Source organism: Pseudomonas sp. Eth.TT006 (assembly GCF_054456575.1).
In genome coordinates, this window is sequence record NZ_JBTJEN010000008.1 from 253,930 (window position 1) to 280,429 (window position 26,500).

Here is a 26,500-nt window from a genome sequence, read left to right on the forward strand (position 1 = left end):
TGCGCCATGAACAGGAACCTCGACGACTACAACCGCATGCGCGATTTCTCGGCGACCTCGGAACCGGCCGCGGTCAAGCGACGTGGCCGCGGCAAGGCCACTGAACACGCGCTGCAATTCTGCATCCAGAAGCACGACGCTTCGCACCTGCATTATGACTTTCGCCTGGAACTCGATGGCGCGCTGAAGAGCTGGGCGGTGCCCAAGGGGCCGTCACTCGACCCCAAGGTCAAGCGCCTGGCGGTGCATGTCGAAGACCATCCGCTGGATTACGCGACATTCGAGGGCAGCATCCCCGAAGGCCATTACGGTGCCGGCGATGTGATCGTCTGGGATCGCGGCGTGTGGATTCCGCTGGAGGATCCGGCCAAGGCCTATGCCAAGGGCAAGCTCAAGTTCGAGCTGCAGGGCGAGAAGCTTTCCGGCATCTGGAACCTGGTACGCACGCACATGCCGGGCAAGAAAGAGAACTGGTTTCTGATCAAGCATCAGGACAGCGCCGCGCGCCCGCAGGATGATTACGACGTGCTCAGCGCCGAGCCGGACAGCGTGCTCAGTGATCGCACTTTGATCAGCAAACCAAAACTCGCCGCCGAGCAAGCCAAACCGGTGAAAAAGGCCCCGGCCAAACCACGCAAGGCCCCCTCCGGGACCCTGACCGGCGCGCGCAAGGCCAAGCTGCCGGCGCAACTCAAGCCGGAACTGGCGACGCTGGTCGACAGCGCGCCTGAAGGGCAGTGGAGCTACGAGATCAAGTTCGACGGTTACCGGATCATGGCGCGCATCGATCACGGCGAGGTGCAACTGTTCACCCGCAACGGCCACGACTGGACGCACAAACTGCCGCAACAGGCGCAAGCCCTGGCGGCGCTGGGCCTTGAGTCGGCGTGGCTGGACGGCGAAATGGTGGTGGCTAACGAACAAGGCGTGCCGGATTTCCAGGCGCTGCAAAACGCCTTCGAAGCCGGGCGCAGCGGCAACATCGTCTATTACCTGTTTGATTTGCCGTACCTTAACGGAGTCGACTTGCGTGACGTACCGGTTGAAGAGCGCCGTGCGGCGCTGTCTACGGTGCTGTGCGGACATGAGCAGCCGTTGCTGCGCTTTTCCGAAGCCTTCGACGAAACCCCGGATGCGCTGCTCAACAGCGCCTGCCAGATGCAGATGGAAGGATTGATCGGCAAACGTCTCGGTTCGCCTTACGTGTCGCGGCGTAGCAGCGACTGGATCAAGCTCAAGTGCAAGCATCGGCAGGAATTCGTGATCGTCGGCTACACCGATCCGAAAGGTGCGCGCAGTGCCTTCGGCGCTTTGTTGCTGGGTCTGCATGATCGCGACAGCGGCGAGTTACGCTACGCCGGCAAGGTCGGCACCGGGTTCAATCAGACCACGCTGAAAAGCATCCTCGCCCAGCTCAAACCGCTGCAGGTGAAGAAAGCCGCGGTGGTCAATCCGCCAAGTGGCTTCGATGCCAAAGGCGTGCATTGGCTGAAACCAACGCTTTTAGCCGAAGTGGCGTTCGCCGAAATGACCAAGGACGGTTCGGTGCGCCACGCCGTGTTCCATGGTTTGCGCAACGATAAACCGGCCAAGGCCATTACCGAGGAGCGAGCGAAATCCGTGAAGACCCCAGCCAAAGCCAGCCCGGCGAAGAAAACCGCTGCGGCCGAAAAAACCGCTCCAGCGAAGAAAGCCACTGCCACGAAAAAAGCCGAAGCCGGGCCATCGCAGCTCGGCCTCGCCAGCGGCAAGGTGCGCATCACCCATCCCGATCGAGTGATTGATGCGGTGAGCGGGACCACCAAAATGCAACTGGCCGAATACTACGCCAGCGTCGCCGAATGGATCCTGCCGCAACTCAAGGATCGTCCGGTCGCCTTGGTGCGCGCCCCGGATGGCATCGCCGGCGAACTGTTCTTCCAGAAAAACGCCGAACGCCTGGCGATCCCCGGCATCACCACGCTGGATAAAGACGTCACCGGCCAACCGGTGATGCTGATCAACAACGCCGAAGCGCTGATTGGTGCGGTGCAGATGAGCACCGTGGAGTTGCACACCTGGAACGCCACGACGGTCGATCTGGACAAGCCAGATCGCTTCGTCCTCGACCTCGACCCTGACCCGGCGCTGCCATGGAAAAGCATGGTCGAGGCGACGGCGCTGACCCTCAGCGTGCTCGATGAACTGGGGCTCAAGGCCTTCCTGAAAACCAGTGGCGGCAAGGGCATTCATCTGGTGGTGCCATTGACCCGCAAGCATGGCTGGGACGAGGTCAAGGACTTCAGCCACGCTGTGGTCAGCCATATGGCCAAGCTGTTGCCGGAGCGCTTTTCCGCGGTGTCCGGGCCGAAAAATCGGGTCGGGCGGATTTTCATCGACTACCTGCGCAACGGCCTGGGCGCCACCACCATCTGTGCCTATGCGGCGCGCACCCGTGAAGGGCTGCCGGTGTCGGTGCCGTTGTTCCGCGAGGAAGTGGCCGAGATCAAGGGCGGCAATCAATGGAACATCAGCAATGTCCATGAGCGCCTGAACGAGGTCGGCGACGAGCCGTGGGCCGACCTGAAGAAAACCCGCCAGAGCATCACCGCAGAGATGCGCAAGCGGGTTGGCTTGAAAAAATGATCAGGTGTCGCGCAGCAAGTCGTGGGCGTTGAGCAGTTCGAAGGCGATTTCCGGACGCTGGTTCAGGCCCCGGCGAATCGCCGCCGGGATGGTCTTGCGTGTCTTGCGGCACAGCCCCGGCAATTCTTCGATCTGAATCTCGATGCCGAGCATGCTGCGCACTTCATGAAACCCTGGAGCAACCTCGACGCGTATGCCCAGTTGCTCGTACATCCGCGTTTGCAAATGACGCAGATCGGCGAGGTCCTTGAGCTGTTCAAGGCGCGCCAGGAGGATTTTTTCCTGATCGCGGCTCAGGCGCAGGATGCGCAGATCGGTACCGGGAATTTCCAGCAACGCGTCGCGCCCGCAATCGCAGGCGCCGGGCGGGCAGGGTGAGCGCAAGGGCGCAACAGGCGCAAGGGTCGTCATGGCCTCCATCATAGAGGCCGTCGGACTGTTTTGCCTATGCACTGTGCGCGGCCGTCCATCGGCCGCGCCAGTCGTGAGAGCTACTGATTCAGGCCTTCGTAATGCACCAGAATCGCGTTGGCGAGGTCTTCGTCGCTGGCGTTGAGGCCAGGGTTGTCCTGGCGCACCTGTTGCAGCACCGATTCCAGATAAACCCCACGAATCGCACCGCCGCTGGCGACGAACGCAGACAGGTCGTCACGGGCCGGAATCACCATCTTGTGATCCTTGAAGGTCGAATACAGCGAGGCGGAAACGCCGGCCGAAGTGGCAACGTCTCCGGCATCGACACGAGCCAGAGCCGAGCCCACAGGCAGGCACAACAGGAGAGAAGAAACGAGCACTAACTTGCGCATGACGGTGGTCCTCCACAAGCGCGAAGCAAAAAGGAAGGATTACATAATGTGAGAGGGGCGCCGCTTGCCGGAGTTCCATTCAGCTCGATGGATACTTGCTGACACGTTCTTGCACAGCGGATTTGCCCAAATAGGCTTAAATGAAATCCTGACAGGCGCATTCCAGCCCGCCTCAGGAGGAACTCACGGTGTCGATCAAATTGCGTTTGCTGTTGCTGATTGCAACCAGCCTGCTGACCGCGCTGATCGTGAGTCTGGTCAGCTATGTGGGGAATACGCGCATGTCCGGCGCGGTGAACGACAATGCGGTGAGCATGACCGCGCTGCGCAATCACATGGAAGCCGACATGATGCACGACGCGCTGCGTGCTGATGTGTATTCGGCGATGCTGGTGGGGCTGGGCAAAAGTACCGGCACGGCGGCCGAGGTGCGCGATTCGATCAACGAGCACGCGACGCACTTTCGTGAAGTGCTGGAAGAAAACCTCAAATTGCCGCTCAACCCGGCGCAGAAAACGGCGCTGGAGCACATCAAGCCCAGTCTGGATACCTACATCGACGCGGCCGAGCGCATTGTTGGCCAGGCACTGGACAACCCGGACAGCGCGCAACGGGAGCTGGGCACGTTCAACGCCGCTTTCAGCCAGCTTGAAGAGCAGATGGCCGCGCTCAGCGAGTTGATCGAAGGCAATACCGCCGACACCGGCAAGGCCACGGAAAGCACGATCCGCACTGCCAACATCGCGCTCGTCGTGGTCCTGCTCGCCAGCCTGTTGCTGCTGTTGGCGCAAGGACGCTGGGTCATCCGCAGCATCATGGGGCCGCTGAAATCCGCCAACCACATCGCTCAGAGCATCGCCCATGGCAACCTCAGCGAGCCGATCAGCGAACCGCCCGGCAAGGACGAGGCCAGCACGCTGATCCGCAGTCTGGCAACCATGCAGCGCGACCTGCGCAACATGATCGATGTGGTGCGGCGCAATGCCCAAGGTGTCAGCGGCATGAGTCAGCAACTGAACCAGGGCTGCCATCAGGTGGCCGACAGCAGTCAGCAGCAAAGCGCCGCCGCCGGCACCATGGCCGCCGCGGCCAGCCAGATGACCGCCAGCATCGAGGAAATCACCCGCCACGCCGAACGCGCGCTGGGCATGGCGAATCAGGCCGAAGCGCTGGCCAAAAACGGCGGGCAGGTGATTCATCAGGTAGTCAGCGACATGGACGACATTGCCCGCTCGGCGCAGCAATCGGCGCAGGTGATTCGCACGCTGGATCAGGAATCCGAAGGCATTTTCAACATCATTCAGGTGATCAAGGGCATCGCCGACCAGACCAACCTGCTGGCTCTCAATGCGGCCATCGAGGCGGCGCGGGCCGGCGAGCAGGGCCGGGGCTTTGCGGTGGTCGCCGATGAAGTGCGCAGTCTGGCCGCGCGTACCAGCGCCTCAACCCAGGAAATCGCCGCGATGGTCGCGCGCATCCAGCACAGCACCCGCGAGGCGGTCAGCAGCATGGAGGCTGGCGTGGCCCAGGTCGACAAGGGCATGGCGGTCACGGCCGAAGTCGAGCGGGCGATCCGCGAAATTCTCGACGCCACCTTGAACACCACACAACTGGTCAACGACATCACCCGCACCATTGGCGAGCAAAGCCACGCCAGCAACGAAATCGCCCATCAGGTGGAAATGATCGCCGGCATGTCCGAGGGCAACAGCAAGGTGATCGGGCAGACGGCCAATACCACGGATGAATTGTCGAGTCTGGCGGGCGCGTTGGCTTTGTCGGTGGACCGGTTTCGGTTGTGACCGGAAAGATGTGAATTGTCCGGATGGCCGTCATCGCGAGCAGGCTCACTCCCTCCTTCTCCTGTGGGAGCGAGCTTGCTCGCGAAGGGGCCAGCCCGGCCAACATCCATTCAGGGTCAGTTAACCCCGATCAGAACTTGAACGCCTGCCGCCCGATCAGCAACCACTTGCCACCCTGTTTCTGCCAGATCTGAAAATTCTCGATCTCCGTCGGTACCACTTCCGCGCCTTTCAGCGCCTGCGCCGAAAAATGATGGCGCACCAGCGCGGTGTCGCCGGACAGGGTGATGGTCTGGTTCTGCATCTCCAGGGTCTTGAACGCGCTCTTGCCGGTTTCGATGTCGGCGATGAATTCCTTCTTGTCCTGAATCTTGCCGCTGGAATGGCCGTAGGTCAGGTTGGGCGCGGTGAGTGCGTTCAACTCGGCGATGTTCTTGTGCAGCATGGCCTGGGTCAGATGATCCACCGCCTGGGCGACCTCCTTTTCCGCCGGGGCAGAGGCGGCCATGGCATAGCCGTTGAAAGCGCAAAGAAAACCGATCAGGAGTCGAGTCTTGGTCATGGAAGTTATTTCCTTGTTGTTATGAGTGGGTGACTTGTTCGTCAGTCATCGTACAACCTAGCAGAAAATTCCGGGATAAGGCACTGCTTCCAAGCGCTGGTCGTCGGGGTCATGTTCAGCGTTCATCGGCCGATAGTGTCCTGAGTGGAAAAAGACTCTCAAGTCGGGATCAGACGCGCGGGTTTGTCCTGACGTGATATTCTTCCCGCCAATCTGGTTCGACCCTATTCGGTTGGCCTGCCTTTTGGCGGGCCGACGGAATCCCTGTCGCTCAAGTAGCTGAAGCCAATAATGATAAGAAGTCAGTTCAGAAGGGACATTAACTGAGGACGATGCGGTACATCGGCCTTGTGTGCCCACCCGTCAAAATTTGCAGTGTGAAGGTGCCCGCGACCCTGGCCTGAGTGGTCGCGAGAAAGGCTCTCACACCCACAACAGCGGCGGGCGGAAGACGTTTTATCATAGGTGCAACGGATGTTTAAGAAAGTGAACACAGCCTTGCTCGGGCTGGCTTTGGCGATGGGGATGTCGTCTGCCAATGCTGCAGAAGCGAAGAAAGTCGACGTTCTGTTGATCGGCGGCGGCATCATGAGCACCACCCTGGGTGTGTGGATCAATGAGCTGGAACCGAGCTGGTCGATGGAAATGGTCGAGCGTCTCGATGGCGTCGCCCTGGAAAGCTCCAACGGCTGGAACAACGCCGGTACCGGTCACTCGGCGCTGGCCGAGTTGAACTACACCCCGGAAGACGACAAAGGCAACGTCACGATCCCGAAAGCGGTCGAGATCAACGAAGCGTTCCAGGTGTCCCGTCAGTTCTGGGCCTGGCAGGTTCAGCAAGGCGTTCTGAAGAACCCGCGCTCGTTCATCAACACCACGCCGCACATGAGCTTCGTGTGGGGTGATGACAACATCAAGTTCCTGAAAAAGCGTTACGAAGCGCTGCAGGCGAGCCCGCTGTTCGCCGGCATGCAGTACTCCGAAGACCCGGCTGTGATCAAGAAGTGGGTCCCGCTGATGATGGAAGGGCGTGACCCGAACCAGAAAATCGCGGCCACCTGGAGCCCGCTGGGTACCGACATGAACTTCGGCGAAATCACCCGCCAGTTCGCCGGTTACCTGCAGACCAAGCCTAACTTCGACCTGAAGTTGTCGAGTGAAGTCGAAGACATCACCAAGAACGCCGACGGTACCTGGCGCGTCAGCTACAAAAACCTGAAAGACGGCACCAAGACCGAAACCGACGCCAAGTTCGTGTTCATCGGCGCTGGTGGCGGCGCGCTGCACCTGCTGCAGAAGTCGGGCATTCCTGAAGCCAAGGAATACGCTGGCTTCCCGGTTGGTGGTTCGTTCCTGGTGACCGATAACCCGGCCATCGCCGAGCAACATCTGGCCAAGGCCTACGGTAAAGCTTCGGTTGGCGCACCGCCAATGTCGGTTCCGCACCTGGACACCCGTGTTCTGGACGGCAAGCGCGTGATCCTGTTTGGCCCGTTCGCCACTTTCAGCACCAAGTTCCTCAAGGAAGGCTCGTACCTGGATCTGCTGACCAGCACCACCACCCACAACATCTGGCCAATGACCAAGGTCGGCATCAAGGAATACCCGCTGGTCGAGTACCTGGCCGGTCAACTGATGCTGTCGGATGAAGACCGCCTGAACGCGCTGAAGGAATACTTCCCGAACGCCAAAGCCGAAGACTGGCGCCTGTGGCAAGCCGGCCAGCGTGTGCAGATCATCAAGCGTGATGAAGCTGCGGGCGGCGTGCTGAAACTGGGCACCGAAATCGTTGCCGCGCAAGACGGCTCCATCGCCGGCCTGCTGGGCGCATCGCCAGGCGCGTCGACCGCTGCACCGATCATGCTCAGCGTGCTGCAGAAAGTCTTCAAGGACAAAGTCGCTACCCCTGAGTGGCAAACCAAGCTGCACCAGATCGTGCCAAGCTACGGCACCCAGCTGAACAGCGATCCGGCCAAAGTGGCACAAGAGTGGGCGTACACCGCCAAGATCCTCGAACTGCCAACCCCGCCGGTGATTGGTCAGGCTGCTGCTCCCGCAGCACCTGCAGCTGAAAAAGCTGTAGCGCCGAAGGAAAATGCTGCACGTGACATGGCGCTGTAACCAGTCGCCAGACACACAAAAGCCCGCTGAACCGGTAACGGTCAGCGGGCTTTTTCATGCTTCCTGTAGGAGCTGCCGCAGGCTCGGGCCGCGATCGGACGATCTTTTGATCTTGATCTTTTAAAGCAAGATCAAAAGATCGCAGCCTTCGGCAGCTCCTACAGGGTTATCCAGCGTTCAGGCGTTCAGGCTTTCAGGATTTTGCCTTTGCCAGATAAGCGCCGAGCCGCCGGCCCATCTCTTCCCCCAACGCCTGCAACCCGCTCAGCGGGCGAACCATCACTTCGAACTCGACGATTTTGCCGTGCTCATCGAAGCGGATCATGTCGATGCCCTTCAGCTCTTTGCCACCGACACTGGCACTGAATTCCAGCACCACGTTCAAGCCATCAGCGGTCGCCAGTTCGCGGTGGTATTTGAAATCCTCAAACACCTCGAACACCGTGTTGAGGATCATCGACACCACCTGTGCGCCGGGGTAAGGCGAGTGGGCCATCGGCGAGCGGAACACCGCGTTCGGGTCGAGGAGCTCGGGCAGGGCCTTGAGGTTGCCGGTGCGGATCATCTCGTGCCAGCGCTGCAGGGATTCGGCGGCGTTGGGCTGCAGGTTCAGTTCGGACATCGGGCCACTCCTGGGATTGTTATTGTTCTTCACGCGACGGCAGTGACTTTAGACCAAAGCGACGGGAGGCGAACCTTTGTATGGCGATCTGAATAGCGGGTTATGGGCCGAGCGGATCAGATGCGCATCTGATCCGTATTTTTCTCTTGGATCTGCCTCTGTTACCGGTTCAGTCGCGCGCTCAGAATAGCCCTGCAATACGGTCACTCGCGGCAGTCCTTCATCCCGAAGCGCCCGGTGCACCGCACGCTCAGCATTGAGGAGAGCAGCATGAACAAGATGGCGATTTTCCTGGGTGGGTTTCTGACCTTGACCATTCTGATCGGGATGCTGGCGACGATTTCTCCGGTCTGACAGCTGTTATGGATGTCGCGGATCGGCCTGCTCGATGAGGCCTGCGGGGGTGGCGGGAATGTGTCGAACCCGGTGATTGATGGTGGCTGTGCCGGCCTCTTCGCGAGCAAGCCCGCTCCCACATTGGTCTAGCGTTAACCGGACTAATGTGGGAGCGGGCTTGCTCGCGAAGACGCCAGTGGCCTCACTGAAGATCCCGAAGCAAATCAAGGCGCGCCAAACACCATCGTCCAGTACACCCCCTCATCACTGCGCGCCTCGCTGGCGAACCCGGCGCCGACCTGGGTGAACATCGGGTTCATCAGGTTGGCGCAATGCCCGGGGCTGGCCAGCCATCCGGCCATCGCCTTGCTCGGTGAACTCTGCCCGGCAGCGATGTTTTCGCCGATCTGCCGTCCGCGATAACCGGCGGCCCGTGCGCGATCCGCAGGCAAATCACCGTCCGGGTCACGGTGGGCGAAGTAGTTGCCGTAGGCCATGGCCTTGCTGTGACCTTGGGCGGCGGCGCCCAGCGCCGGGTTCCAGCTCAGCGGGCGGGCGGCGGCGAAACGCTGGCGTCCGCACATCCGGGGGCGTGCGCGGGCCGCGTTGACTTCGGCGAGCAGCGCTTGGCCGACGCTGCGGTTGTCGCCGACCCGACTGTCGAGCACCGGTCGGGCCAGCACCACTTGCCATTCACCCCGGGAACGGCTGACACCGATGTCGGCGTATTGGGCGTCGAGCAGCGCGGCGCAATGGCTGTCCTGCAACTGGTCGAACGCCTCTTCCGCATCCCCGGCCCCGATAATGCGGATGCTGCGCACCGTCACCGCCGAATAACCCGAGGACTTCAACGTTTCGCGCAAACCGCCGCCGTAGCCATAGCCGATCGGCAGCGCCAGCGTCGATTTCATCGCCAGTGGTGCCAGGCGCTGCGCCGGTCGACGCTCGCAGCGTTGCGGGTGGGCGCGGTAGTCGTTGATGGCGGCCACCAGTTGCCGCTCTTCGCTGGCGTGGGCGGTTTCGGTGAACAACGGGATGAGGATCAGCAGGCACAACGGAACGACGCGTGGTGAGCGAACGGCTTGGCGCATGGGACGGCAGGCTCTGGGAAAAGGACAGTGCTGAAGTGGAGGGCCGCGCAATGCGGCGCCACTAGGACTGGGCTTTTGGGGCTTGGTTCATGCTGGCGATTTGGATTTTTTGCTGGTGTAACTAAGGGCAGGGCAAGTCTGAATCCTGGGTTGTCCGGGCTGGCGCCTTCGCGGGCAAGCCCGCTCCCACAGTGTCCGAGGTGTACACAAATCCGTGAACACACGCGAACCCTGTGGGAGCTGGCTTGCCAGCGAAGAGGCCAGTCGCAACACCACAAGATCTGTTAATCAAACCCGATCAACGCTCAAGCATCCCCCATCCACTGCAGATACTGCTCCCGCTCGGAAATCGAGTTGTGCCCCGAGTCCGGCACCACCCGCAGCGTCGCCACGCCATTGGGGAAATGCTCCAGCAGCCGTTGCGTGCTGTCCCGTGGAATCACCTGGTCATCGCTGGCCGCCAGCAGCAAGGTCGGCACCTGGATGTGTGCGGCATAGCGGCCAGATTCGAAGCGATCCTTGAGCATCCACCGCACCGGCAGCCATGGGTATTGGCGCTCGGCGATTTCTTCGAGTGACAGGACGGTTCGGGATATTCGACTAACTTTAACGGGACGCGCAGGTGCGTTGAGGCAGTGTAGTTCAGCGTTTTGTGCTGAGCGCCGGGTCACATACCCTGCAACAGATCGCCGCAGCAGGAGTATCGGCATGGGCCACACTGAGGGTTACTCGCGGCGGCACCTGCTGACCCTGGCTGCCGGGGCGACGGCGGTTTTCACCTTGCACCGGGCGCTGGCCACCGCCGCCTCGCCAAACGCCTCAGGAGGGCAGACCATGCAGACCCGCGCCATCCCTTCCAGCGCCGAGCTATTGCCCATGGTAGGCCTGGGCACGTATCGCGGCTTCGACGTTGCGCCCGGTGAACCCGCTTACAAACAGCTGCCGGCGGTGCTCGACGAGCTGTTCAGAAAGGGTGGCACGCTGATCGACAGCTCGCCCATGTATGGCCGCGCCGAACAAACCACTGGCGAGTTGCTGGCGATTCACCAACCGCGCTCGCCGGCTTTTCTGGCGACCAAAGTCTGGACCCGCGGGCGCAAGGAGGGCATCGCGCAGATGGAACAGTCCTTCCGTCTGCTGCGCACCGAACGCATCGACCTGATGCAGATCCACAACCTGCTCGACTGGCAGACGCATCTGCCAATCTTGCGCGAATGGAAAGAACAGGGGCGCATCCGCTACATCGGCATCAGCCATTACGCGCCTTCGGCTTACGACGAGATCGAATCGCTGCTCAAGGCCGAAACGCTCGACTTCCTGCAAATCAATTACGCCCTCGATGACCGTGGCGTGGAGAAGCGCCTTCTGCCGCTGTGCCGCGAACGCGGCGTGGCGGTGATCTGCAATCGGCCGTTCGGCGGTGGCGGCTTGCTCGCGCGGCTCAAGGGCAAACCGTTGCCAGCGTGGGTCTCGGACGTGCAGGTCAGCAGCTGGCCGCAACTGGCGCTGAAGTTCCTGCTGTCGCACCCGGCGGTGACCTGCGTGATTCCCGGCACCGGTAATCCGCGCTACATGGCCGATAATGCTGGCGCCGGGTTCGGGCCGATGCTCACCGATGCGCAGCGGCATCAGTTGATTGCGTTGCTGTAACAGGCGCTCAACCGCGATAACGCAACGCTTCCAGCAACAACGCAAACGCCGGCGCCGCCTGGCGTCGGCTCGGGTAGTACAGGTGATAACCGGCGAATGTCGGGCACCAGTCTGCCAGCACTTGCACCAGGCGCCCGTCAGCCAGATACGGCGCAACGATGTTTTCCGGGATGTAGCTGAGACCGAAACCATCCAGTGCGGCGTCGAGCAGCGGATAGACGCCGTTCAGCGTGACTTGCCCGGACACTCGCACTTTCAGCTTTTCGCCAGCCTTCTCGAACTCCCAGGTATACAGCCCGCCATTGGTGGGCAGGCGCAGGTTGTTGCAGGAATGGTCAGTCAAATCCCTCGGCGTTTGCGGCGCCGCGCATCTGGCGAAATAGGCGGGTGAGCCGACCACCGCCATGCGCATGTCCGGGCCGATGCGGGTGGCGATCATGCCTTGCGCGACGTCTTCGCCGAGACGGATGCCGGCGTCGAAGCCTTGCCCGGCGATATCGACGAAACCGTAGTCGCAGATCACCTCCACGGCGATGTCCGGGTATCGGGGCAGGAAATCCTTGAGCACCGGACGCAGCAGCCAGTTCAGCGAATGGTCGGTGGCGCTGATACGAATCCGGCCGGCCGGGGTTTCGCGCAGGTTGTTCAGGGCCGCCAGTTCCACCTCGATTTCTTCGAAACGCGGGCCGATGGTCTGCAGCAGATGTTCGCCGGCATCGGTGGGCGAGACGCTGCGGGTGGTGCGGGTCAGCAGGCGCAGGCCCAGACGCGCTTCGAGGGCGCGAATGGTATGGCTCAGCGCCGATTGCGAAACGCCGAGCTTGGCCGCCGCTTTGGTAAAACTGCGCTCGCGGGCGACGGCGAGGAAGGCGAGCAGATCACTGGCATTTTCTCGAAGCATTGATGAGTGTCCCGCATGATTCTTTTCGAATTTCTATCGATTATCTAAAGAGTACGGCTCGCTAAAGTGACGCAAGTTCCCTGTAGGAGCTGCCGCAGGCTGCGATCTTTTGATCTTGATCTTGATCTTGAAAAGCAAAATCAAAATCAAAAGATCGCAGCCTGCGGCAGCTCCTACAGGTCTTGTGCAACCTTGGAGTGATTGTCATGAATTCAATTGCTGTTACTGCGCAGCCCGCACGCGTCACCGTCACCCCTAACGGCTCACAACCCTCAGCCAAAGGCCCGGCAGACTGGTTCACCGGCACCGTGCGTATCGATGCGCCGTTCAAGGGCAGCGATGCAGCGCGTGTCAGCGGTGCCACGGTGACCTTCGAACCGGGCGCGCGCACCGCGTGGCACAGTCATCCGTTGGGTCAGACGCTGATCGTCACCGCCGGTTCCGGTTTTGTGCAGGAGTGGGGCCAGCCGGTTCGCGAAATCCGCCCCGGCGATACCGTGTGGATCGCGCCGCAGGTCAAGCACTGGCATGGCGCCGCGCCGACTACGGCGATGACTCACATTGCGATTGCCGAAGTGCTGGAGGGTGAGGTGGTGGAGTGGATGGAGCAGGTGAGTTCGGAGCAGTACTTGCGCTGAACCTGTAGGAGCTGCCGAAGGCTGCGATCTTTTGATCTTGTTTTTTTAAAAATCAAAATCAAAAGATCGCAGCCTTCGGCAGCTCCTACAGGGGAGTGTGGTCAGGTCATGGGGGGGAGGGCATCGAGGATTTTGTCGAGGGTGATCGGGTACTCGCGCACTCGCGCCCCGGTGGCGTTGTAGATCGCATTCGCCACCGCCGCACTCACGCCGCAAATCCCCAGTTCCCCCACGCCCTTGGCTTTCATCGGCGAGGAAATGGGATCGGTCTCATCAAGGAAGATCACTTCCTGATGCGGGATGTCGGCGTGCACCGGCACCTCGTATCCCGCCAGGTCGTGATTGACGAAAAAGCCCAGCCGTTTGTCCACCGCCAGTTCCTCCATCAGCGCTGCGCCGACGCCCATGGTCATCGCGCCGATCACCTGGCTGCGCGCGGCTTTCGGGTTGAGGATCCGGCCTGCCGCGCACACCGCGAGCATGCGCCGCACGCGGACTTCACCGGTGGCGGCGTCCACCGCGACTTCAACGAAATGCGCGCCGAAGGTCGACTGCTGATACTGCTTGGCGAGGTCGCCGAATTCAATGCTGTCCTCGGCCTCGATCACGCCATCTTTCGCCGCGTCGCGCAGCGCCAGAGTCTTGCCGCCGGCACGGACTTGCCCGTCGACAAACTCGACATCGCCGCTCATGCCCAGTTTGCCGGCCACCGCTTCGCGCAGTTTCATGCACGCCGCGTAGACCCCCGCAGTCGAGCAGTTGCCGCCGAACTGGCCGCCGGAGCCGGAGGACACCGGAAACGCCGAGTCGCCCAGATGCACGCTGACATCCGCGAGGGCCACGCCCATCATCTCCGCTGCGGTCTGCGCGATGATCGTATAGCTGCCGGTGCCGATGTCGGTCATGTCGGTTTCCACCGTGACCTTGCCGTCGCGCTCCAACCGCACCCGGGCGCCGGACTTCACCAGCAGGTTGTTGCGAAACGCGGCGGCGACGCCCATGCCGATCAGCCAGCGACCTTCGCGACGGCTGCCGGGGGTGGCGTTGCGCTGGTCCCAGCCGAACTTCTCGGCGCCGGTCTGCAGGCATTCGATGAGGCGGCGCCGGGAGAACGGGCGTTCGGTCTTCACCGGATCGACCTGGGTGTCGTTGAGAATGCGGAACTGGATCGGGTCGAGTTTGAGCTGCTCGGCCATCTCGTCCACGGCGATTTCCAGCGCCATCATGCCCGGCGCTTCACCCGGCGCGCGCATCGAGTTGCCTTCCGGCAGATCCAGCGGCGACAGGCGCATGGTCACCCGGCGGTTTTCCCCGGCGTAGAGCAACTGGCTAGGCTGCGCGGCGACTTCGACCTTGCCGTCCTTGAGGTTGCCCGACCAGCCTTCGTGAGCGATGGCGCTGAGCTTGCCGTCCGCCGTGGCACCGAAGCGAATGCGCTGGATGGTGGCGGGGCGGTGGGTGGTGTTGTTGGCCATTTGCGGACGGGCGAGCGCGACCTTCACCGGGCGATTGGCCAGGCGCGCACCAAGGGCGGCGAGGACCGCGTCGGCGCGGATAAACAGTTTGCCGCCGAAGCCGCCGCCAATGTATGGCGAGATCAGCCGCACGTTTTCCTCGGGCAAACCGAGGGTGGCGGCGACATCGCCGACGCTCCAGGCGATCATCTGGTTGGAGGTCCACAAGGTCAGATGGTCACCGTTCCACGCCGCCAGCGTCGCGTGCGGTTCCATCATCACGTGGGACTGGTCGGGGGTGGTGTAGGTCTGGTCGAACTGCACCGGGGCGGCGGCGAAAGCTGCGTCGAAGTCGCCGTGAGTCACGTCGGGCAACTCTTCTTTGTCTTCGACACCCTGGTCGCGCACGCTGGCCAGATCGAACTGGCCTTCGGCCGCGACGTAATCGACCTTGACCAGTTGCGCGGCAGCGCGGGCTTGTTCGAAAGTCTCGGCGACCACCAGCGCCACGGCCTGGTGATAGTGCTGCACCTCCGGTCCGGCGAGCAGCGGCGCCGCATTGTATTGACCCTTGCCGAGCTTGCCGGCATTGGCCGCGGTGACAATCGCCAGCACTCCCGGCGCGGCTTCGGCGGCGTCCAGATCGATGTGGTTGATGCGGCCCTTGGCAATCGCCGCACCGACCATGAAACCGTAAGCCTGATTGGCCACGGCGTGGTGTTGCTCGTAGGCGTAAGTCGCCTGGCCGCTGGTTTTCAGCGGGCCTTCGATGCGGTCGGTGGGTTTGCCGACGACCTTTAACTGGTCGATCGGGTTGGTGGTGGCGGGCGTGTCGAACTTCATGCTTGATCCCTCGCTTGCGCCAACACCGAGCCGAGCGTGCGCTCGACCAGGGTCAGTTTGAATTGGTTGTCGTGAGTCGGCGTGGCGCCGTCGAGCAGGCGCTCGCTCACGGCTTTCGCGCCTTTGGGCAGCAACGCCTCGGCGTCTTCGACCCGCCACGGTTTCGGCGCAATGCCACCGACCGCCACGCGGCCAGTGCCGTCCTTTTGCAGGATCAGACCGACCGAGACCAGAGCAAAGGCATACGACGAACGATCGCGCACCTTGTGATAAATGTGCGTGCCGCCGATTGGCGCGGGCAGGGTCACCGCGGTAATGAACTCACCGGCGGTGAGGCTGGTTTCGATGTTCGGCGTATTACCCGGCAGTTGATGGAAATCGGCGATGGCGATGCTGCGGGTGCTGCCGTCGGGCTTGACCGTTTCAACCTGCGCATCGAGTGCGCGCATGGCAATCGCCATGTCGCTGGGGTGGGTGGCGATGCAGGCGTCGCTGACGCCGATCAGCCCCAGTTGCCGAGTGACCCCGCCAATCGCCGCGCAGCCACTGCCAGGCTGGCGTTTGTTGCAGGCCTGATTGGTGTCGTAAAAGTACGGGCAACGGGTGCGTTGCAGCAGGTTGCCGGCGGTACTGGCCATGTTGCGCAACTGGCCGGAAGCGCCGGCGAGCAGGGCGCGGGACAGCAGCGCATAGTCCTTGCGTACGCGGCTGTCGGCAGCCAGATCGGTGTTGCGCACCAGCGCGCCGATGCGCAAGCCGCCTTCCGGCGTGGCTTCGATTTGATCGAGGCCGAGGTGATTGACGTCGATCAGGTGCAGCGGGGTTTCGATGTCGAGTTTCATCAGGTCCAGCAGGTTGGTGCCGCCGGCGATGAACTTCGCACCTTCGATCTGCATCGCCAGCGCCGCGGCTGCGGCGGGGGAGTCGGCGCGGCTGTAATTGAAGGCTCTCATGCCGGCACCTCCGCGACTTCAGTGATGGCTTCGATGATGTTGGAGTAGGCGCCGCAGCGGCAGATATTGCCGCTCATGCGCTCCTGGATTTCACTGGCGATCAGTTGCGGTGGCTCGGTCAGGCTGGGGCTGACGTGGCTGGGAATGCCTTCGCGGATTTCCTTGAGCACCGAGACGGCCGAGCAGATCTGCCCGGGCGTGCAATAACCGCACTGGTAACCGTCGTGCTTGATGAACGCGGCCTGCATCGGGTGCAGATTGTCGGGCATGCCGAGGCCTTCGATGGTGGTGATCTCACTGCCTTCGTGCATCACCGCGAGGGTCAAGCAGGCATTGATTCGTCGCCCGTCGGCGATGACGGTGCAGGCGCCGCACTGGCCGTGGTCGCAGCCCTTTTTGCTGCCGGTCAGCTGCAGATGTTCGCGCAGGGCATCGAGCAGGGTGGTGCGGTTGTCGACTTCGAGGGCTTGCGATTTACCGTTGACGTTGAGGGTGATGTTGGCCATGGCCGGTTGCTCCAGACTGGCCGCGTAGGCCTTGAGACTAATAAAAGGCGGCATTGCAAATGCGGTGGCGGTAACGGCACCGAGGATCAGGAATCTTCGTCGGGAAATCGTCATGCTTCGATTCCTCTCTGGCTTGATCAGGACGGCAGGGATTGAAGGCCCGATTGGGCGCGCCGGCATGCTTGCCGGTCTCGTTCTTGGAATGACCTGTGCGCAGGGGAAAAGGTTTTTGCGGATTCGCGCTATAGAGTTATGCGCTTGGCTCATCAATTGGGGGGCGGCAGGTGGGTAGGGCGTTGCTTCAGAAGGGAGGGCAGTCTGTCAGTCGTGGGGTGGGTGATCTGGCGTTATCGCGAGCAGGCTCACTCCTACAGGGGGATGCGTGCCGGGCTGCAAAGCAGCCGATAAATGGTGGGGGATGGGCGGTGAATCAAAAGCCTTTTATCCGGTCGTATCTGCGGCTGCGCGCACTGCGCCTGAAGGCGTGGGCAGTGACAGCCGTTCCGTGGTCAAGACCTTGGTGTTAGGGAAGTTTGAATGATGCGTGCAACAACCTTGCTGTTGACGGTATCCGCCGCTGTTTTACTGGCTGGCTGTGTGGCGGATTTTGATGATGATTACCGCCACGGGCGGCATTACGACCGCGATCACGGGCGTTATTACGACCATGACCGGCGCTGGGATGACCGTGATGACGGTCGCCGCGACGGCCGCCGTTACTACCGTGATCGGGATGATGACTGACTGAATGGCAAGAGGGCGCTCCCGCAACGGGAACGCCCTCGGCGATTAAAAATGAGCGCTCGCCCGGACGCTGGAACGCGCAGGCGCGGAGGCCTCGAGGTCCAGCAAATGGGTGGCGAGTATGTCGCTCAGAAAACGGAACTGATCGTTGATGCCGACCACTTCATTGCTGAAGTGATTGCTCGCGGCGGGCATCAGCACATCGTCGAAATCTTCGTTGAACACCAGCGCCTGCGCCTTGCGCGACACCACGTGCTGTTCGTAATAGTTGCTGCCGAATACCGGGAATCTCACGGAGAGTGCGATGATGCGAATCATGATGGTTACTCCTCGTTGCGTCTCGGATGGGTCAATCGTGCCTTTGCCGGGCGGCGGGCGGAAGGCAATCGTGGCGATGGTGGATATCGATGGCGTTGATGGTCCGGATCTTCCAGCGGGGCTGATGGCCTCTTCGCGAGCAAGCCCGCTCCCACGTTGAAACGCGTTCCCCTGTGGGAGCGGGCTTGCTCGCGAAGGCGGTGTGTCAGGCTCTGAAGATGTACATGTGCTGGCCTCTTCGCGAGCAAGCCCGCTCCCACTTTGAAATGCGTTCCCCTTGTGGGAGCGGGCTTGCTCGCGAAGGCGCCCGACCGGCACAACCGACAAACGGCCTGACCCTCACACCTATACTCAAATCTGCATTCCCCCCTTCAAGGACTCCACCACCGTGAACCTGCGTGTGCTGAGCGTCGCCGCCTTGCTGCTCCTGGCCGGCTGCGCCCCGTCGACCGGGGCCCCGGTAGCGCCGCCGGCGGTAGTGGTGTCGCCGGCAACCTGGCAGCAGATCGACCGCGACATCCTCAGCGCCTCGCAGCAAGCCACCGACCAGGTCAAGGTATTCGCCCGTGGCTCGATGGAACATTGGCGCACTCGCGTCTATCAGCAAACTGAAGAAAATTTCATTCCGTGGTTCAGCAGCTACTGGACCCAGGAATGGCTGTCGATGAAGGTCAGTTGGTACACGATCAACGCCGGCGGTGAGCAGGACGCGTCAGCCAAACGACTGGCGGCGTATCTGCTTGAGCAATATCAGGAAAGGGTGCTGGCGCCGGTGGCGGTGGAGATCGATCCGGACGCGATTTTAGGGCAGGCCACGGCGTTCTACGCGCAACTGTTGGCGCAGCAGATGCCGCTCATCGCCCAGCGTTATGGTGTGCCGTTGGGCCAGCTTAATGGCCATCTGCAGAAAGTCCCGGCGATTGCCCTCGGCCCGCCGCCAGCGCGGGATGCATCGCTGTATCAAGTCATCAGCACTGAGCCGCTGAATACCCTGCCGGCGTACGCCGCGTTGATCGACAAGGTCCACACCGAGGGCGGCAGCAAGGGCATTGCCTCGACTGACGCCGGCATGGCGCCAGTGGCCAAACGCGCCAGTCAGCGAATGGAGGCGGAAATGGCTCCGCGCGGTGCGGCCAGCGCGGTGGCGGCTGCGGCGGGCAAGCTGGTCGGCGGGGTGATCTCGATTGGCGTGGCGGGCATCCGCGCGGTCCTCCAGGCCAATGACCGGCCCGACAGCGAAGCACTGATTCGCAGCAGCCTGGGCGGGACCTTCGACAAGGCCTGGGCGAAATTGCTGCAGAACCCGACCACCGGGGTCATGGCCGCAACGCTGCACATTGCCGGGCAAGTCGAAGGCAGCCTCCGTGCAGGCGAGCAACCGCCGGTCGGGCTGGGTGTGAAGCGTGTCGAATGGCAACCGCCGCAATCGACTACTCAGCAGATCGAACCCACCGTACAAGGAAAATGACCATGGCTTACATCGATATTTTTGTCGCGCCTGTGCCGAATGCCAATCGCGAACAGTACAAAAAACACTGTGAGATCGCCGCGAAACTGTTCAAGGAATACGGGGCAACCGAGGTGGTGCAGGGTTGGGGTGATGATGTGCCGGAGGGCAAAGTTACGTCATTGCCGATGGCGGTAAAACTCAAGGACGGCGAGACGGTATCCGCCGGCTGGCTGGTCTGGCCCGACAAAGCCACCCGCGATAGCGGGATGGCAAAAATGATGGAAGACCCACGCATGCAACCGGACGTCAACCCGATGGGGTTTGATGGACAGCGCATGATCTTTGGCGGGTTCGTCAATCTCCTCGATTCCTGAAGCCAGCGCGCTCTCACAAGGACTTGTGGCGTGCCCACGATCGTCGCCATCCTGCAAAACCCTGTGGGAGCGGGCTTGCCCGCGAAGGCGGTGTGTCAGGTGCTGGGGATGCAAAGTGTGCCGGCCTCTTCGCGAGCAAGCCCGCTCCCACAGTGATTTGTCGCGTGCCTGCGATCGTCGCCATCCTGCAAAACCCTGTGGGAGCGGGCTTGCTCGCGAAGGCGGTGTGTCAGGCGCCGAAGATGCAAAGTGTGCTGGCCTCTTCGCGAGCAAGCCCGCTCCCACAGTGATTTGTCGCGTGCCCACGATCGTCGCCATCCTGCAAAACCCTGTGGGAGCGGGCTTGCCCGCGAAGGCGGTGTGTCAGGTGCTGGGGATGCAAAGTGTGCCGGCCTCTTCGCGGGCAAGCCCGCTCCCACAGTGATTTGTGGCGTGCCCACGATCGTCGCCATCCTGCAAAACCCTGTGGGAGCGAGCTTGCTCGCGAAGGCGGTGTGTCAGGCGCCGAAGATGCAAAGTGTGCTGGCCTCTTCGCGAGCAAGCCCGCTCCCACAGTGATTTGTGGCGTGCCCACGATCGTGGCCATCCTGCAAAACCCTGTGGGAGCGAGCTTGCTCGCGAAGGCGGTGTGTCAGGCGCCGGGGATGCAAAGTGTGCCGGCCTCTTCGCGAGCAAGCCCGCTCCCACAGTGATTTGTCGCGTGCCTGCGATCGTCGCCATGCCGCAAAATCTGTGGGAGCGGGCTTGCTCGCGAAGGCGGTGTGTCAGGCGCCGAAGATGCAAAGTGTGCCGGCCTCTTCGCGAGCAAGCCCGCTCCCACAGTGATTTGTGGCCTGCTTGCGATCGCCGCCATCCTGCAAAACCCTGTGGGAGCGGGCTTGCTCGCGAAGGCGGTGTGTCAGGCGCCGAAGATGCAAAGTGTGCTGGCCTCTTCGCGAGCAAGCCCGCTCCCACAGTGATTTGTGGCGTGCCTGCGATTGTCGCCATCCTGCAAAACCCTGTGGGAGCGGGCTTGCTCGCGAAGGCGGTGTGTCAGGTGCTGGGGATGCAAAGTGTGCTGGCCTCTTCGCGAGCAAGCCCGCTCCCACAGTGATTTGTGGCCTGCTTGTGATCGTCGCCATCCTGCAAAACCCTGTGGGAGCGAGCTTGCTCGCGAAGGCGTCAGCACAATCAGGCCAGTGGTCACAGGCCCCCACAGTCGTCCGGATTTATTCTGAAGAGGGGGTAATCCGGCAGCCCTTGCGGTTACGAATCTGCTCGTCTGTCGGCCGTTCGCGGACGAATTCGAAGCGCGGTTCGCCTTCGCTGTAATGCACCAGCCAGCCCCATTCCAGCTCGCTTTCATCCTGTCCGGCGTTCGGTGGTCGGGCCCACCACGGTTCTTTGCTGAGGATCTCGCGCATGGCGGCCTCCGGTTTGATGGCAATCCTTGAACTATAGACCGGCGACGCCAGTCGTCAGTGCAGGCTGTGTAGAATCGGCCGATCGACGAGCGAAGGAGCAGGGCCATGACCGATGATGGGCGCAGGGATGAACCGTTCAAGCGGCTGTTTTTCGCCCTGGATTGCCCACCGGCACAGCGCAAGGCCATCGCGCAATGGCGCGCTGATCTCGGGCTGCGCACTGGCAAACCGGTGCCGGCGGATAACTTTCATCTGACGCTGCTGTTTCTCGGTGCCGTGCCGCTGGCGCAGATCCATCAAGTCTGCGAGGCGGCCGGCAACGTACGCACGCCGGGTGAACCGTTGAGGATTGCGCTGGATCGCCTGCAGGTCTGGCATCGCGCCGGGATCCTGTCCCTGGTGCCCGAGCAGGCACCTCCGGCGCTGTTGCGTCTGGTGTACGCGCTGGAACAGGCGATGCTGCCGTTCGGTTTCGAAGAATCGCCGCGCGAGTTCCGCCCGCACCTGACCCTGGCCCGGGACTACCGCGCCGCGGAGCCGGAAGCCGCCACGCCGGCGGAATTCTTCCTGCGTGCCGAGCGTTTCGCCTTGTTCGAATCGCACAAGGGCCGCTACCGGATCCTGCAGGACTGGCCCCTGAATTGAACGCACAAAAAAAGGCGCCCGAGGGCGCCTGAAATTCACCTGACCGAGGGTGCCAGGTGAGGCCGTTCATTGCAGGGTGCAGCGGTGGTAAGGCGCTGCGTGAACGGAAATCTTTGATGCCTTGCACATTCCTCTGTAGGAGCTGCCGCAGGCTGCGATCTTTTGATCTTGTTTTTGAAAATCAAAGTCAAAAGATCGCAGCCTTCGGCAGCTCCTACAGGGTTCGTCATGCCGGACCTGGCGGCTTATTTACCGAGCTTCACCCGGGTCCAGCCGCGTGTCATGATCCGTTGCGTGGCGATCGGCTGATCCGGCACTGCATACAACGTCGCCATCACCGCTTGCGACGGGTACGAACCCGGGTCGTTGCGGATCGCTTCGTCCACCAGTGGCGTCGCGGCCGAGTTGGCGTTGCTGTAGCCGTTGCTGTTGGTGATCTCGGCGATGATCTCCGGGCGCATCAGGAAGTTCATGAACAGGTAGGCGTTGTCGACGTTGGCGGCATCGCGCGGGATGGCGACCATGTCGTAGAAACTGCCGGCGCCTTCCTTGGGAATGCTGTAGTCGATCTGCACCTTGTTGCCGGCTTCCGCCGCGCGGGCCTTGGCCTGCAGCACGTCACCGGAATACCCGACCGCCACGCAAATATTGCCGTTGGCCAGATCGGAGATGTACTTCGAGGAATGGAAGTACGCCACGTACGGGCGGATCTTCATGAACAGCGCTTCGGCTTCGAGGATGTGCGCCTTGTCCTTGTCGTTCACCGGATAGCCCAGGTAGTGCAGGGCGGCCGGGATCATTTCGGTCGGCGAGTCGAGGAAGCTGATGCCGCAGGCTTTGAGTTTTTCTGCGTTTTCCGGCTTGAACAGCAAGTCCCAGGAGTTGGTCGGGGCGTTGGCGCCGAGCACTTCCTTGACCTTGGCCGGGTTGTAGCCGATGCCGATCGAGCCCCACATGTACGGGAACGCGTGAGCGTTGCCCGGATCACTGGCGGAGGCGTTTTTCAGCAGCACCGGGTTGAGATTCTTCCAGTTCGACAGCTTCGACTTGTCCAGCGGCTGATAGACCCCGGCCTTGATCTGCTTGGCGAGGAAACTGTTGGACGGCACGACGATGTCGTAACCGGATTTGCCCGCCAGCAAACGCGCCTCGAGGGTTTCATTGCTGTCGAACACGTCGTAAGTCACGCGGATGCCGGTCTCGTCTTCGAACTTCTTGACCGTGTCCGGGGCGATGTAATCGGACCAGTTGTAAACACGCAGCACCTTGTCGTTGGCCTGGACGCCCGTGGCGATTGCGCCCATTAAGGACAGTGTCAGCAGAGTCCTGCCAAACATTTTCATCGGTGAAACTCCATTCTTTTTATTCAAAAACAAAATCCAGAAACTGATCGACTTACGCGGTTCATGTAGGAGCTGCCGAAGGCTGCGATCTTTTGATCTTCAACAATAAAGTCAACAGATCGCAGCGTGCCGCAGCTCCTACAGGTGTACACAGAACCTTTGTGGCGAGGGGATTCATCCCCGATGGGCTGCGAAGCAGCCCCAAAACCTGTGCATGCGTTGAGTCAGGCACTCCGCGTGTAATGGTTTTACGACTGCTTCGCAGTCGGTCGGGGATAAATCCCCTCACCACAGTGAATCTTCATCAAGCCGTCAAGCAGTAGTGGCCGCACGTTGCGGCTGCTGCCACGCCTCATTCGCCGTCTGATCCATCGCTTCCTGAATTGCCTTCTTGCGGTTGGCTTCTGCCTTGCGGCCGAAGTACCAGACCAGGAAGGTCACCAGCGACACCGCCAGCAGAATCAGGCTGGCCACGGCGTTGATCTCAGGTTTCACACCCAGACGTACCGCCGAAAACACTTCCATCGGCAGCGTGGTCGACCCCGGGCCAGACACGAAGCTCGCCAGCACCAGGTCATCCAGCGACAGGGCGAACGACATCATCCCGCCCGCTGCCAGCGACGGCGCGATCATCGGAATGGTGATCAGGAAAAACACCTTGAACGGCTTGGCCCCCAGGTCCATCGCGGCTTCTTCGATCGACAGATCCAGCTCGCGCAGGCGGGCGGAGACTACCACCGCGACATAGGCGGCACAAAACGTGGTGTGGGCGATCCAGATCGTCACGATGCCACGCTCCTGCGGCCAACCGATCAACTGCGCCATCGCCACGAACAGCAGCAACAGCGACAGCCCGGTGATCACTTCCGGCATCACCAGCGGCGCCGTCACCAGACCACCGAACAGCGTGCGGCCCTTGAAGCGCGTCACCCGCGTCAGGACGAAGGCGGCGAGGGTGCCCAGCGCCACCGCAGCAATCGCGGTGTAGCAGGCGATTTCCAGCGAGCGCACCACCGAGCCCATCAGTTGCGTGTTGTCGAGCAGGCCGACGTACCACTTCACCGACCAGCCGCCCCACACCGTCACCAGTTTCGAGGCGTTGAACGAGTAGATCACCAGAATCAGCATCGGCAGATAAATGAACATCAGGCCGAAGATCAACATGAACTTGGAAAAACCGAAGCGTTTCATCCCCGTGCCTCCATCTCTTTGGCCTGGCTGCGGTTGAACAGCAGAATCGGCACAATCAGGATCAACAGCATCACCACCGCCAGCGCAGACGCCACCGGCCAGTCGCGGTTATTGAAGAACTCTTGCCACAGCACGCGACCGATCATCAGCGTCTCCGGGCCACCCAACAATTCCGGAATCACGAACTCGCCGACCACCGGAATGAACACCAGCATGCAGCCGGCGATGATCCCGTTCTTGGCCAGCGGCACGGTGATTTTCCAGAAGTTGTTGAAGTTGCTCGAACCCAGATCCTGCGCGGCTTCCAGCAAGCTGGCGTCATGCTTGACGAGGTTGGCGTACAGCGGCAACACCATGAACGGCAGGTAGGCATACACGACACCTATATACACCGCGGTGTTGGTGTTGAGGATCTCGATCGGGTGATCGGTGAGCCCGGTCCACAGCAGAAACGCATTGAGCAGACCGTTGTTGCTGAGGATGCCCATCCACGCGTAAACGCGGATCAGGATTGCGGTCCAGGTCGGCATCATGATCAACAGCAGCAGAACGTTTTGCGCTTCCTTGCTGGCCTTGGTGATCGCGTAGGCCATCGGAAAACCGATCACCAGGCACATCAGCGTGCTCAGTGCCGCGACCTTCAGCGAACCGAGGTAGGCCGACAGGTACAACTCGTCTTCGCCGAGCATGCTGTAGTTGCCGATGTTCAGCAGCAGCTGGAATTTCTGTTCGGCGTAAGTGTAGATCTCGGTGTACGGCGGGATCGACAGCGCGGCTTCCGAGAAGCTGATCTTCATCACCAGAAAGAACGGCAGCATGAAGAACAGGAACAGCCAGATGAACGGAATACCGATCACCAGTTTTCGCCCGCTGGGCACCAGGCGCAGGAATTGCTGATTGAAGGTTCTCATGAGCGCAGTACCACGCCGCTGTCGTCTTCCCACCAGACGTAGACCTTGTCATCCCAGGTCGGCCGCGCGCCACGGCGTTCGGCGTTGGCCATGAACGACTGGACGATCTTGCCGCCGGGCAGCTCGACGTAGAACACCGAGTGGCCGCCGAGGTAGGCAATGTCATGCACCTTGCCTTCGGACCAGTTGTAGCGGAACTCCGGTTGGGTGGTGCTGACGAGCATTTTTTCCGGACGGATCGCGTAAGTGATCGACTTGTCCTGCACCGAGGTGCTGACGCCGTGGCCGACGTAGATCTTCTGCTGCAGATCCGGGCTGTGGATGATCGCGTGACCTTCGAGGTCTTCCACCACGGTGCCGTCAAAAGCGTTCACGTTGCCGATGAATTCGCAGACCATGCGGCTGACCGGCGCTTCATAAATGTCCACCGGGCTGCCGATCTGCGCAATCCAGCCCAGGTGCATGATCGCGATGCGTTCGGCCATGGTCATGGCTTCTTCCTGGTCGTGGGTCACCATCACGCAGGTCACGCCGACGCGCTCGATGATCTCGACCAGTTCCAGCTGCATCTGCGAACGCAGTTTTTTATCGAGCGCGCCCATCGGTTCGTCGAGCAGCAACAGCTTCGGCCGTTTCGCCAGGGAGCGGGCGAGGGCGACGCGCTGGCGCTGGCCGCCGGACAACTGATGGGGTTTGCGGCGGGCGTATTGGGTCATGTGCACCAGGCGCAGCATCTCTTCGACGCGGGCGTCGATTTCGCTGGCCGGCAAACGGTCCTGCTTGAGGCCGAAGGCAATGTTCTGTGCCACGGTCATGTGCGGGAACAGCGCGTAGGACTGGAACATCATGTTGATCGGCCGCTCGTACGGCGGCATGTCGGTGATGTCCACACCGTCGAGCAGAATCCGCCCTTCAGTCGGCCGCTCGAAACCGGCGAGCATGCGTAGCAGGGTCGATTTGCCCGAACCGGAGCCACCGAGCAGGGCAAAGATTTCGCCCTGATGGATCTCCAGGGACACATCGTCCACGGCCGTGGTTTCGTCGAACTTCTTGGTGACACGATCGACTTTCACCAGAACCTTTTTCGGTTGCTGGTGGCCTTCAAGTGCCTTCCGGTAAGTGCTGGAGGCGTTTGCCATGTGAAACTCCCAACAGGTTTCGTTCGCTCGGCCAACGTGGCCGGGCTTAAGTGGATTGCAGGCCTGTAAGCA

The 26,500-nt window shown here is 61.5% G+C and carries 24 protein-coding genes and 2 pseudogenes; 10 read left to right on the top strand and 16 right to left on the bottom strand.

Annotation, left to right across the window (positions count from 1 at the left end; genetic code table 11):
* Positions 1 to 6: 6 nt before the first annotated feature.
* Entirely contained in the window at positions 7 to 2,625 is a 2,619-nt protein-coding gene (ligD, locus tag ACXR0M_RS15405; protein ID WP_458832660.1) for a DNA ligase D, read from the top strand.
* Here the strand turns inward: ligD and ACXR0M_RS15410 are convergent, their stop codons facing one another.
* Together ACXR0M_RS15410 and ACXR0M_RS15415 are read right to left on the bottom strand one after the other, a co-directional pair.
* Positions 2,626 to 3,048: a hypothetical protein gene (locus ACXR0M_RS15410; RefSeq protein WP_458832661.1), complete on the bottom strand. Its 423-nt coding sequence runs from the start codon at positions 3,046 to 3,048 to the stop codon at positions 2,626 to 2,628.
* Positions 3,049 to 3,116: 68 nt separating this feature from the next.
* Positions 3,117 to 3,431, bottom strand: coding sequence for a DUF2388 domain-containing protein (locus tag ACXR0M_RS15415; protein WP_122594408.1), 315 nt, complete (start codon positions 3,429 to 3,431; stop codon positions 3,117 to 3,119).
* A gap of 188 nt (positions 3,432 to 3,619) precedes the next feature.
* On the opposite strand from ACXR0M_RS15415, the pseudogene ACXR0M_RS15420 reads away from it, so the two are divergent.
* Together ACXR0M_RS15420 and ACXR0M_RS15425 are read left to right on the top strand one after the other, a co-directional pair.
* Positions 3,620 to 4,375: pseudogene (locus ACXR0M_RS15420) on the top strand (HAMP domain-containing protein); the annotation flags it as partial.
* A 132-nt stretch (positions 4,376 to 4,507) separates the two neighbouring features.
* Positions 4,508 to 5,233 (top strand): methyl-accepting chemotaxis protein, encoded by a 726-nt coding sequence (locus tag ACXR0M_RS15425; protein ID WP_458832712.1) that lies wholly within the window; start codon positions 4,508 to 4,510, stop codon positions 5,231 to 5,233.
* Between the two features lie 130 nt (positions 5,234 to 5,363).
* On the opposite strand, the gene ACXR0M_RS15430 is transcribed toward ACXR0M_RS15425, so the two are convergent.
* Entirely contained in the window at positions 5,364 to 5,795 is a 432-nt protein-coding gene (locus ACXR0M_RS15430; protein ID WP_458832662.1) for a nuclear transport factor 2 family protein, read from the bottom strand.
* Positions 5,796 to 6,269: 474 nt separating this feature from the next.
* Between ACXR0M_RS15430 and mqo the strand changes: the two genes are divergently transcribed.
* Positions 6,270 to 7,916 carry a malate dehydrogenase (quinone) gene (mqo, locus tag ACXR0M_RS15435; protein WP_458832663.1) on the top strand — a complete coding sequence of 549 codons (1,647 nt, stop codon included), beginning with the start codon at positions 6,270 to 6,272 and terminating at the stop codon, positions 7,914 to 7,916.
* A gap of 193 nt (positions 7,917 to 8,109) precedes the next feature.
* On the opposite strand, the gene ACXR0M_RS15440 is transcribed toward mqo, so the two are convergent.
* The 3 genes and pseudogenes from ACXR0M_RS15440 to ACXR0M_RS15450 form a co-directional block, all read right to left on the bottom strand.
* Positions 8,110 to 8,538 carry a nuclear transport factor 2 family protein gene (locus tag ACXR0M_RS15440; RefSeq protein ID WP_458832664.1) on the bottom strand — a complete coding sequence of 143 codons (429 nt, stop codon included), beginning with the start codon at positions 8,536 to 8,538 and terminating at the stop codon, positions 8,110 to 8,112.
* A gap of 560 nt (positions 8,539 to 9,098) precedes the next feature.
* The gene (locus ACXR0M_RS15445; RefSeq protein ID WP_458832665.1) at positions 9,099 to 9,965 is read right to left on the bottom strand and encodes a CAP domain-containing protein; all 867 of its coding nucleotides are present in this window, start codon (positions 9,963 to 9,965) and stop codon (positions 9,099 to 9,101) included.
* A gap of 305 nt (positions 9,966 to 10,270) precedes the next feature.
* A pseudogene (locus ACXR0M_RS15450) lies at positions 10,271 to 10,546 on the bottom strand (alpha/beta hydrolase); the annotation flags it as partial.
* A 127-nt stretch (positions 10,547 to 10,673) separates the two neighbouring features.
* Here ACXR0M_RS15450 and ACXR0M_RS15455 point away from each other — a divergent pair.
* Entirely contained in the window at positions 10,674 to 11,615 is a 942-nt protein-coding gene (locus tag ACXR0M_RS15455; protein ID WP_458832666.1) for an aldo/keto reductase, read from the top strand.
* Positions 11,616 to 11,622: 7 nt separating this feature from the next.
* On the opposite strand, the gene ACXR0M_RS15460 is transcribed toward ACXR0M_RS15455, so the two are convergent.
* Entirely contained in the window at positions 11,623 to 12,516 is an 894-nt protein-coding gene (locus ACXR0M_RS15460) for a LysR family transcriptional regulator (protein WP_458832667.1), read from the bottom strand.
* 206 nt (positions 12,517 to 12,722) lie between these two features.
* On the opposite strand from ACXR0M_RS15460, the gene ACXR0M_RS15465 reads away from it, so the two are divergent.
* On the top strand, positions 12,723 to 13,154 hold the full coding sequence (locus tag ACXR0M_RS15465) for a (R)-mandelonitrile lyase (RefSeq protein ID WP_458832668.1): 432 nt from the start codon (positions 12,723 to 12,725) through the stop codon (positions 13,152 to 13,154).
* 101 nt (positions 13,155 to 13,255) lie between these two features.
* On the opposite strand, the gene paoC is transcribed toward ACXR0M_RS15465, so the two are convergent.
* The 3 genes from paoC to paoA are packed head-to-tail and all read right to left on the bottom strand — an operon-like array spanning position 13,256 to position 17,177.
* A complete protein-coding gene (gene paoC, locus ACXR0M_RS15470; protein WP_458832669.1) occupies positions 13,256 to 15,451 on the bottom strand; it encodes an aldehyde oxidoreductase molybdenum-binding subunit PaoC in 2,196 nt (731 codons plus the stop codon).
* Positions 15,448 to 16,404, bottom strand: a complete 957-nt coding sequence (locus ACXR0M_RS15475; RefSeq protein WP_458832670.1) for an FAD binding domain-containing protein — start codon at positions 16,402 to 16,404, stop codon at positions 15,448 to 15,450. The genes paoC and ACXR0M_RS15475 overlap by 4 nt, the downstream gene beginning before the upstream one ends.
* Complete coding sequence (gene paoA / locus ACXR0M_RS15480) at positions 16,401 to 17,177, bottom strand: aldehyde dehydrogenase iron-sulfur subunit PaoA (RefSeq protein WP_458832671.1); 777 nt, start codon at positions 17,175 to 17,177, stop codon at positions 16,401 to 16,403. Before paoA ends, ACXR0M_RS15475 begins: the two co-directional genes overlap by 4 nt.
* 270 nt (positions 17,178 to 17,447) lie before the next feature.
* Between paoA and ACXR0M_RS15485 the strand changes: the two genes are divergently transcribed.
* Positions 17,448 to 17,654, top strand: coding sequence for a hypothetical protein (locus ACXR0M_RS15485; protein WP_458832672.1), 207 nt, complete (start codon positions 17,448 to 17,450; stop codon positions 17,652 to 17,654).
* 45 nt (positions 17,655 to 17,699) lie between these two features.
* Here ACXR0M_RS15485 and ACXR0M_RS15490 read toward each other — a convergent pair whose 3' ends face one another.
* Complete coding sequence (locus tag ACXR0M_RS15490; RefSeq protein ID WP_458832673.1) at positions 17,700 to 17,972, bottom strand: hypothetical protein; 273 nt, start codon at positions 17,970 to 17,972, stop codon at positions 17,700 to 17,702.
* Between the two features lie 388 nt (positions 17,973 to 18,360).
* On the opposite strand from ACXR0M_RS15490, the gene ACXR0M_RS15495 reads away from it, so the two are divergent.
* The gene (locus ACXR0M_RS15495; protein WP_458832674.1) at positions 18,361 to 19,440 is read left to right on the top strand and encodes a hypothetical protein; all 1,080 of its coding nucleotides are present in this window, start codon (positions 18,361 to 18,363) and stop codon (positions 19,438 to 19,440) included.
* Positions 19,441 to 19,442: 2 nt separating this feature from the next.
* Entirely contained in the window at positions 19,443 to 19,796 is a 354-nt protein-coding gene (locus tag ACXR0M_RS15500; RefSeq protein ID WP_458832675.1) for a DUF1428 domain-containing protein, read from the top strand.
* A 1,208-nt stretch (positions 19,797 to 21,004) separates the two neighbouring features.
* Here ACXR0M_RS15500 and ACXR0M_RS15505 read toward each other — a convergent pair.
* Entirely contained in the window at positions 21,005 to 21,199 is a 195-nt protein-coding gene (locus ACXR0M_RS15505; protein ID WP_458832676.1) for a hypothetical protein, read from the bottom strand.
* Between the two features lie 105 nt (positions 21,200 to 21,304).
* Between ACXR0M_RS15505 and thpR the strand changes: the two genes are divergently transcribed.
* Entirely contained in the window at positions 21,305 to 21,844 is a 540-nt protein-coding gene (thpR, locus tag ACXR0M_RS15510; RefSeq protein ID WP_458832677.1) for an RNA 2',3'-cyclic phosphodiesterase, read from the top strand.
* A 245-nt stretch (positions 21,845 to 22,089) separates the two neighbouring features.
* Here thpR and ACXR0M_RS15515 read toward each other — a convergent pair whose 3' ends face one another.
* From ACXR0M_RS15515 to ACXR0M_RS15530, 4 genes are all read right to left on the bottom strand, one after another.
* Positions 22,090 to 23,187 carry a polyamine ABC transporter substrate-binding protein gene (locus ACXR0M_RS15515; protein WP_458832678.1) on the bottom strand — a complete coding sequence of 366 codons (1,098 nt, stop codon included), beginning with the start codon at positions 23,185 to 23,187 and terminating at the stop codon, positions 22,090 to 22,092.
* 312 nt (positions 23,188 to 23,499) lie between these two features.
* Positions 23,500 to 24,378, bottom strand: coding sequence for an ABC transporter permease subunit (locus ACXR0M_RS15520; RefSeq protein WP_458832679.1), 879 nt, complete (start codon positions 24,376 to 24,378; stop codon positions 23,500 to 23,502).
* Complete coding sequence (locus ACXR0M_RS15525) at positions 24,375 to 25,256, bottom strand: ABC transporter permease subunit (protein ID WP_458832713.1); 882 nt, start codon at positions 25,254 to 25,256, stop codon at positions 24,375 to 24,377. Before ACXR0M_RS15525 ends, ACXR0M_RS15520 begins: the two co-directional genes overlap by 4 nt.
* Positions 25,257 to 25,285: 29 nt before the next feature.
* Positions 25,286 to 26,428 (bottom strand): ABC transporter ATP-binding protein, encoded by a 1,143-nt coding sequence (locus tag ACXR0M_RS15530; protein WP_458832680.1) that lies wholly within the window; start codon positions 26,426 to 26,428, stop codon positions 25,286 to 25,288.
* Between the last annotated feature and the right edge of the window lie 72 nt (positions 26,429 to 26,500).

Bases quoted from the DNA above. Each gene is read 5' to 3' on its own strand.
- ACXR0M_RS15415 (WP_122594408.1), bottom strand. From the start codon at position 3,431: ATGCGCAAGTTAGTGCTCGTTTCTTCTCTCCTGTTGTGCCTGCCTGTG.
- ACXR0M_RS15505 (WP_458832676.1), bottom strand. From the start codon at position 21,199: ATGCGCGAGATCCTCAGCAAAGAACCGTGGTGGGCCCGACCACCGAAC.
- ACXR0M_RS15440 (WP_458832664.1), bottom strand. From the start codon at position 8,538: ATGTCCGAACTGAACCTGCAGCCCAACGCCGCCGAATCCCTGCAGCGC.
- ACXR0M_RS15430 (WP_458832662.1), bottom strand. From the start codon at position 5,795: ATGACCAAGACTCGACTCCTGATCGGTTTTCTTTGCGCTTTCAACGGC.
- ACXR0M_RS15485 (WP_458832672.1), top strand. From the start codon at position 17,448: ATGATGCGTGCAACAACCTTGCTGTTGACGGTATCCGCCGCTGTTTTA.
- ACXR0M_RS15445 (WP_458832665.1), bottom strand. From the start codon at position 9,965: ATGCGCCAAGCCGTTCGCTCACCACGCGTCGTTCCGTTGTGCCTGCTG.
- ACXR0M_RS15530 (WP_458832680.1), bottom strand. From the start codon at position 26,428: ATGGCAAACGCCTCCAGCACTTACCGGAAGGCACTTGAAGGCCACCAG.
- ACXR0M_RS15520 (WP_458832679.1), bottom strand. From the start codon at position 24,378: ATGAAACGCTTCGGTTTTTCCAAGTTCATGTTGATCTTCGGCCTGATG.
- ACXR0M_RS15455 (WP_458832666.1), top strand. From the start codon at position 10,674: ATGGGCCACACTGAGGGTTACTCGCGGCGGCACCTGCTGACCCTGGCT.
- mqo (WP_458832663.1), top strand. From the start codon at position 6,270: ATGTTTAAGAAAGTGAACACAGCCTTGCTCGGGCTGGCTTTGGCGATG.
- paoC (WP_458832669.1), bottom strand. From the start codon at position 15,451: ATGAAGTTCGACACGCCCGCCACCACCAACCCGATCGACCAGTTAAAG.
- ACXR0M_RS15410 (WP_458832661.1), bottom strand. From the start codon at position 3,048: ATGATGGAGGCCATGACGACCCTTGCGCCTGTTGCGCCCTTGCGCTCA.
- ACXR0M_RS15490 (WP_458832673.1), bottom strand. From the start codon at position 17,972: ATGATTCGCATCATCGCACTCTCCGTGAGATTCCCGGTATTCGGCAGC.
- ACXR0M_RS15460 (WP_458832667.1), bottom strand. From the start codon at position 12,516: ATGCTTCGAGAAAATGCCAGTGATCTGCTCGCCTTCCTCGCCGTCGCC.
- ACXR0M_RS15500 (WP_458832675.1), top strand. From the start codon at position 19,443: ATGGCTTACATCGATATTTTTGTCGCGCCTGTGCCGAATGCCAATCGC.
- ACXR0M_RS15425 (WP_458832712.1), top strand. From the start codon at position 4,508: ATGGCCGCCGCGGCCAGCCAGATGACCGCCAGCATCGAGGAAATCACC.
- ligD (WP_458832660.1), top strand. From the start codon at position 7: ATGAACAGGAACCTCGACGACTACAACCGCATGCGCGATTTCTCGGCG.
- ACXR0M_RS15515 (WP_458832678.1), bottom strand. From the start codon at position 23,187: ATGAAAATGTTTGGCAGGACTCTGCTGACACTGTCCTTAATGGGCGCA.
- ACXR0M_RS15465 (WP_458832668.1), top strand. From the start codon at position 12,723: ATGAATTCAATTGCTGTTACTGCGCAGCCCGCACGCGTCACCGTCACC.
- ACXR0M_RS15475 (WP_458832670.1), bottom strand. From the start codon at position 16,404: ATGAGAGCCTTCAATTACAGCCGCGCCGACTCCCCCGCCGCAGCCGCG.
- paoA (WP_458832671.1), bottom strand. From the start codon at position 17,177: ATGAGCCAAGCGCATAACTCTATAGCGCGAATCCGCAAAAACCTTTTC.
- thpR (WP_458832677.1), top strand. From the start codon at position 21,305: ATGACCGATGATGGGCGCAGGGATGAACCGTTCAAGCGGCTGTTTTTC.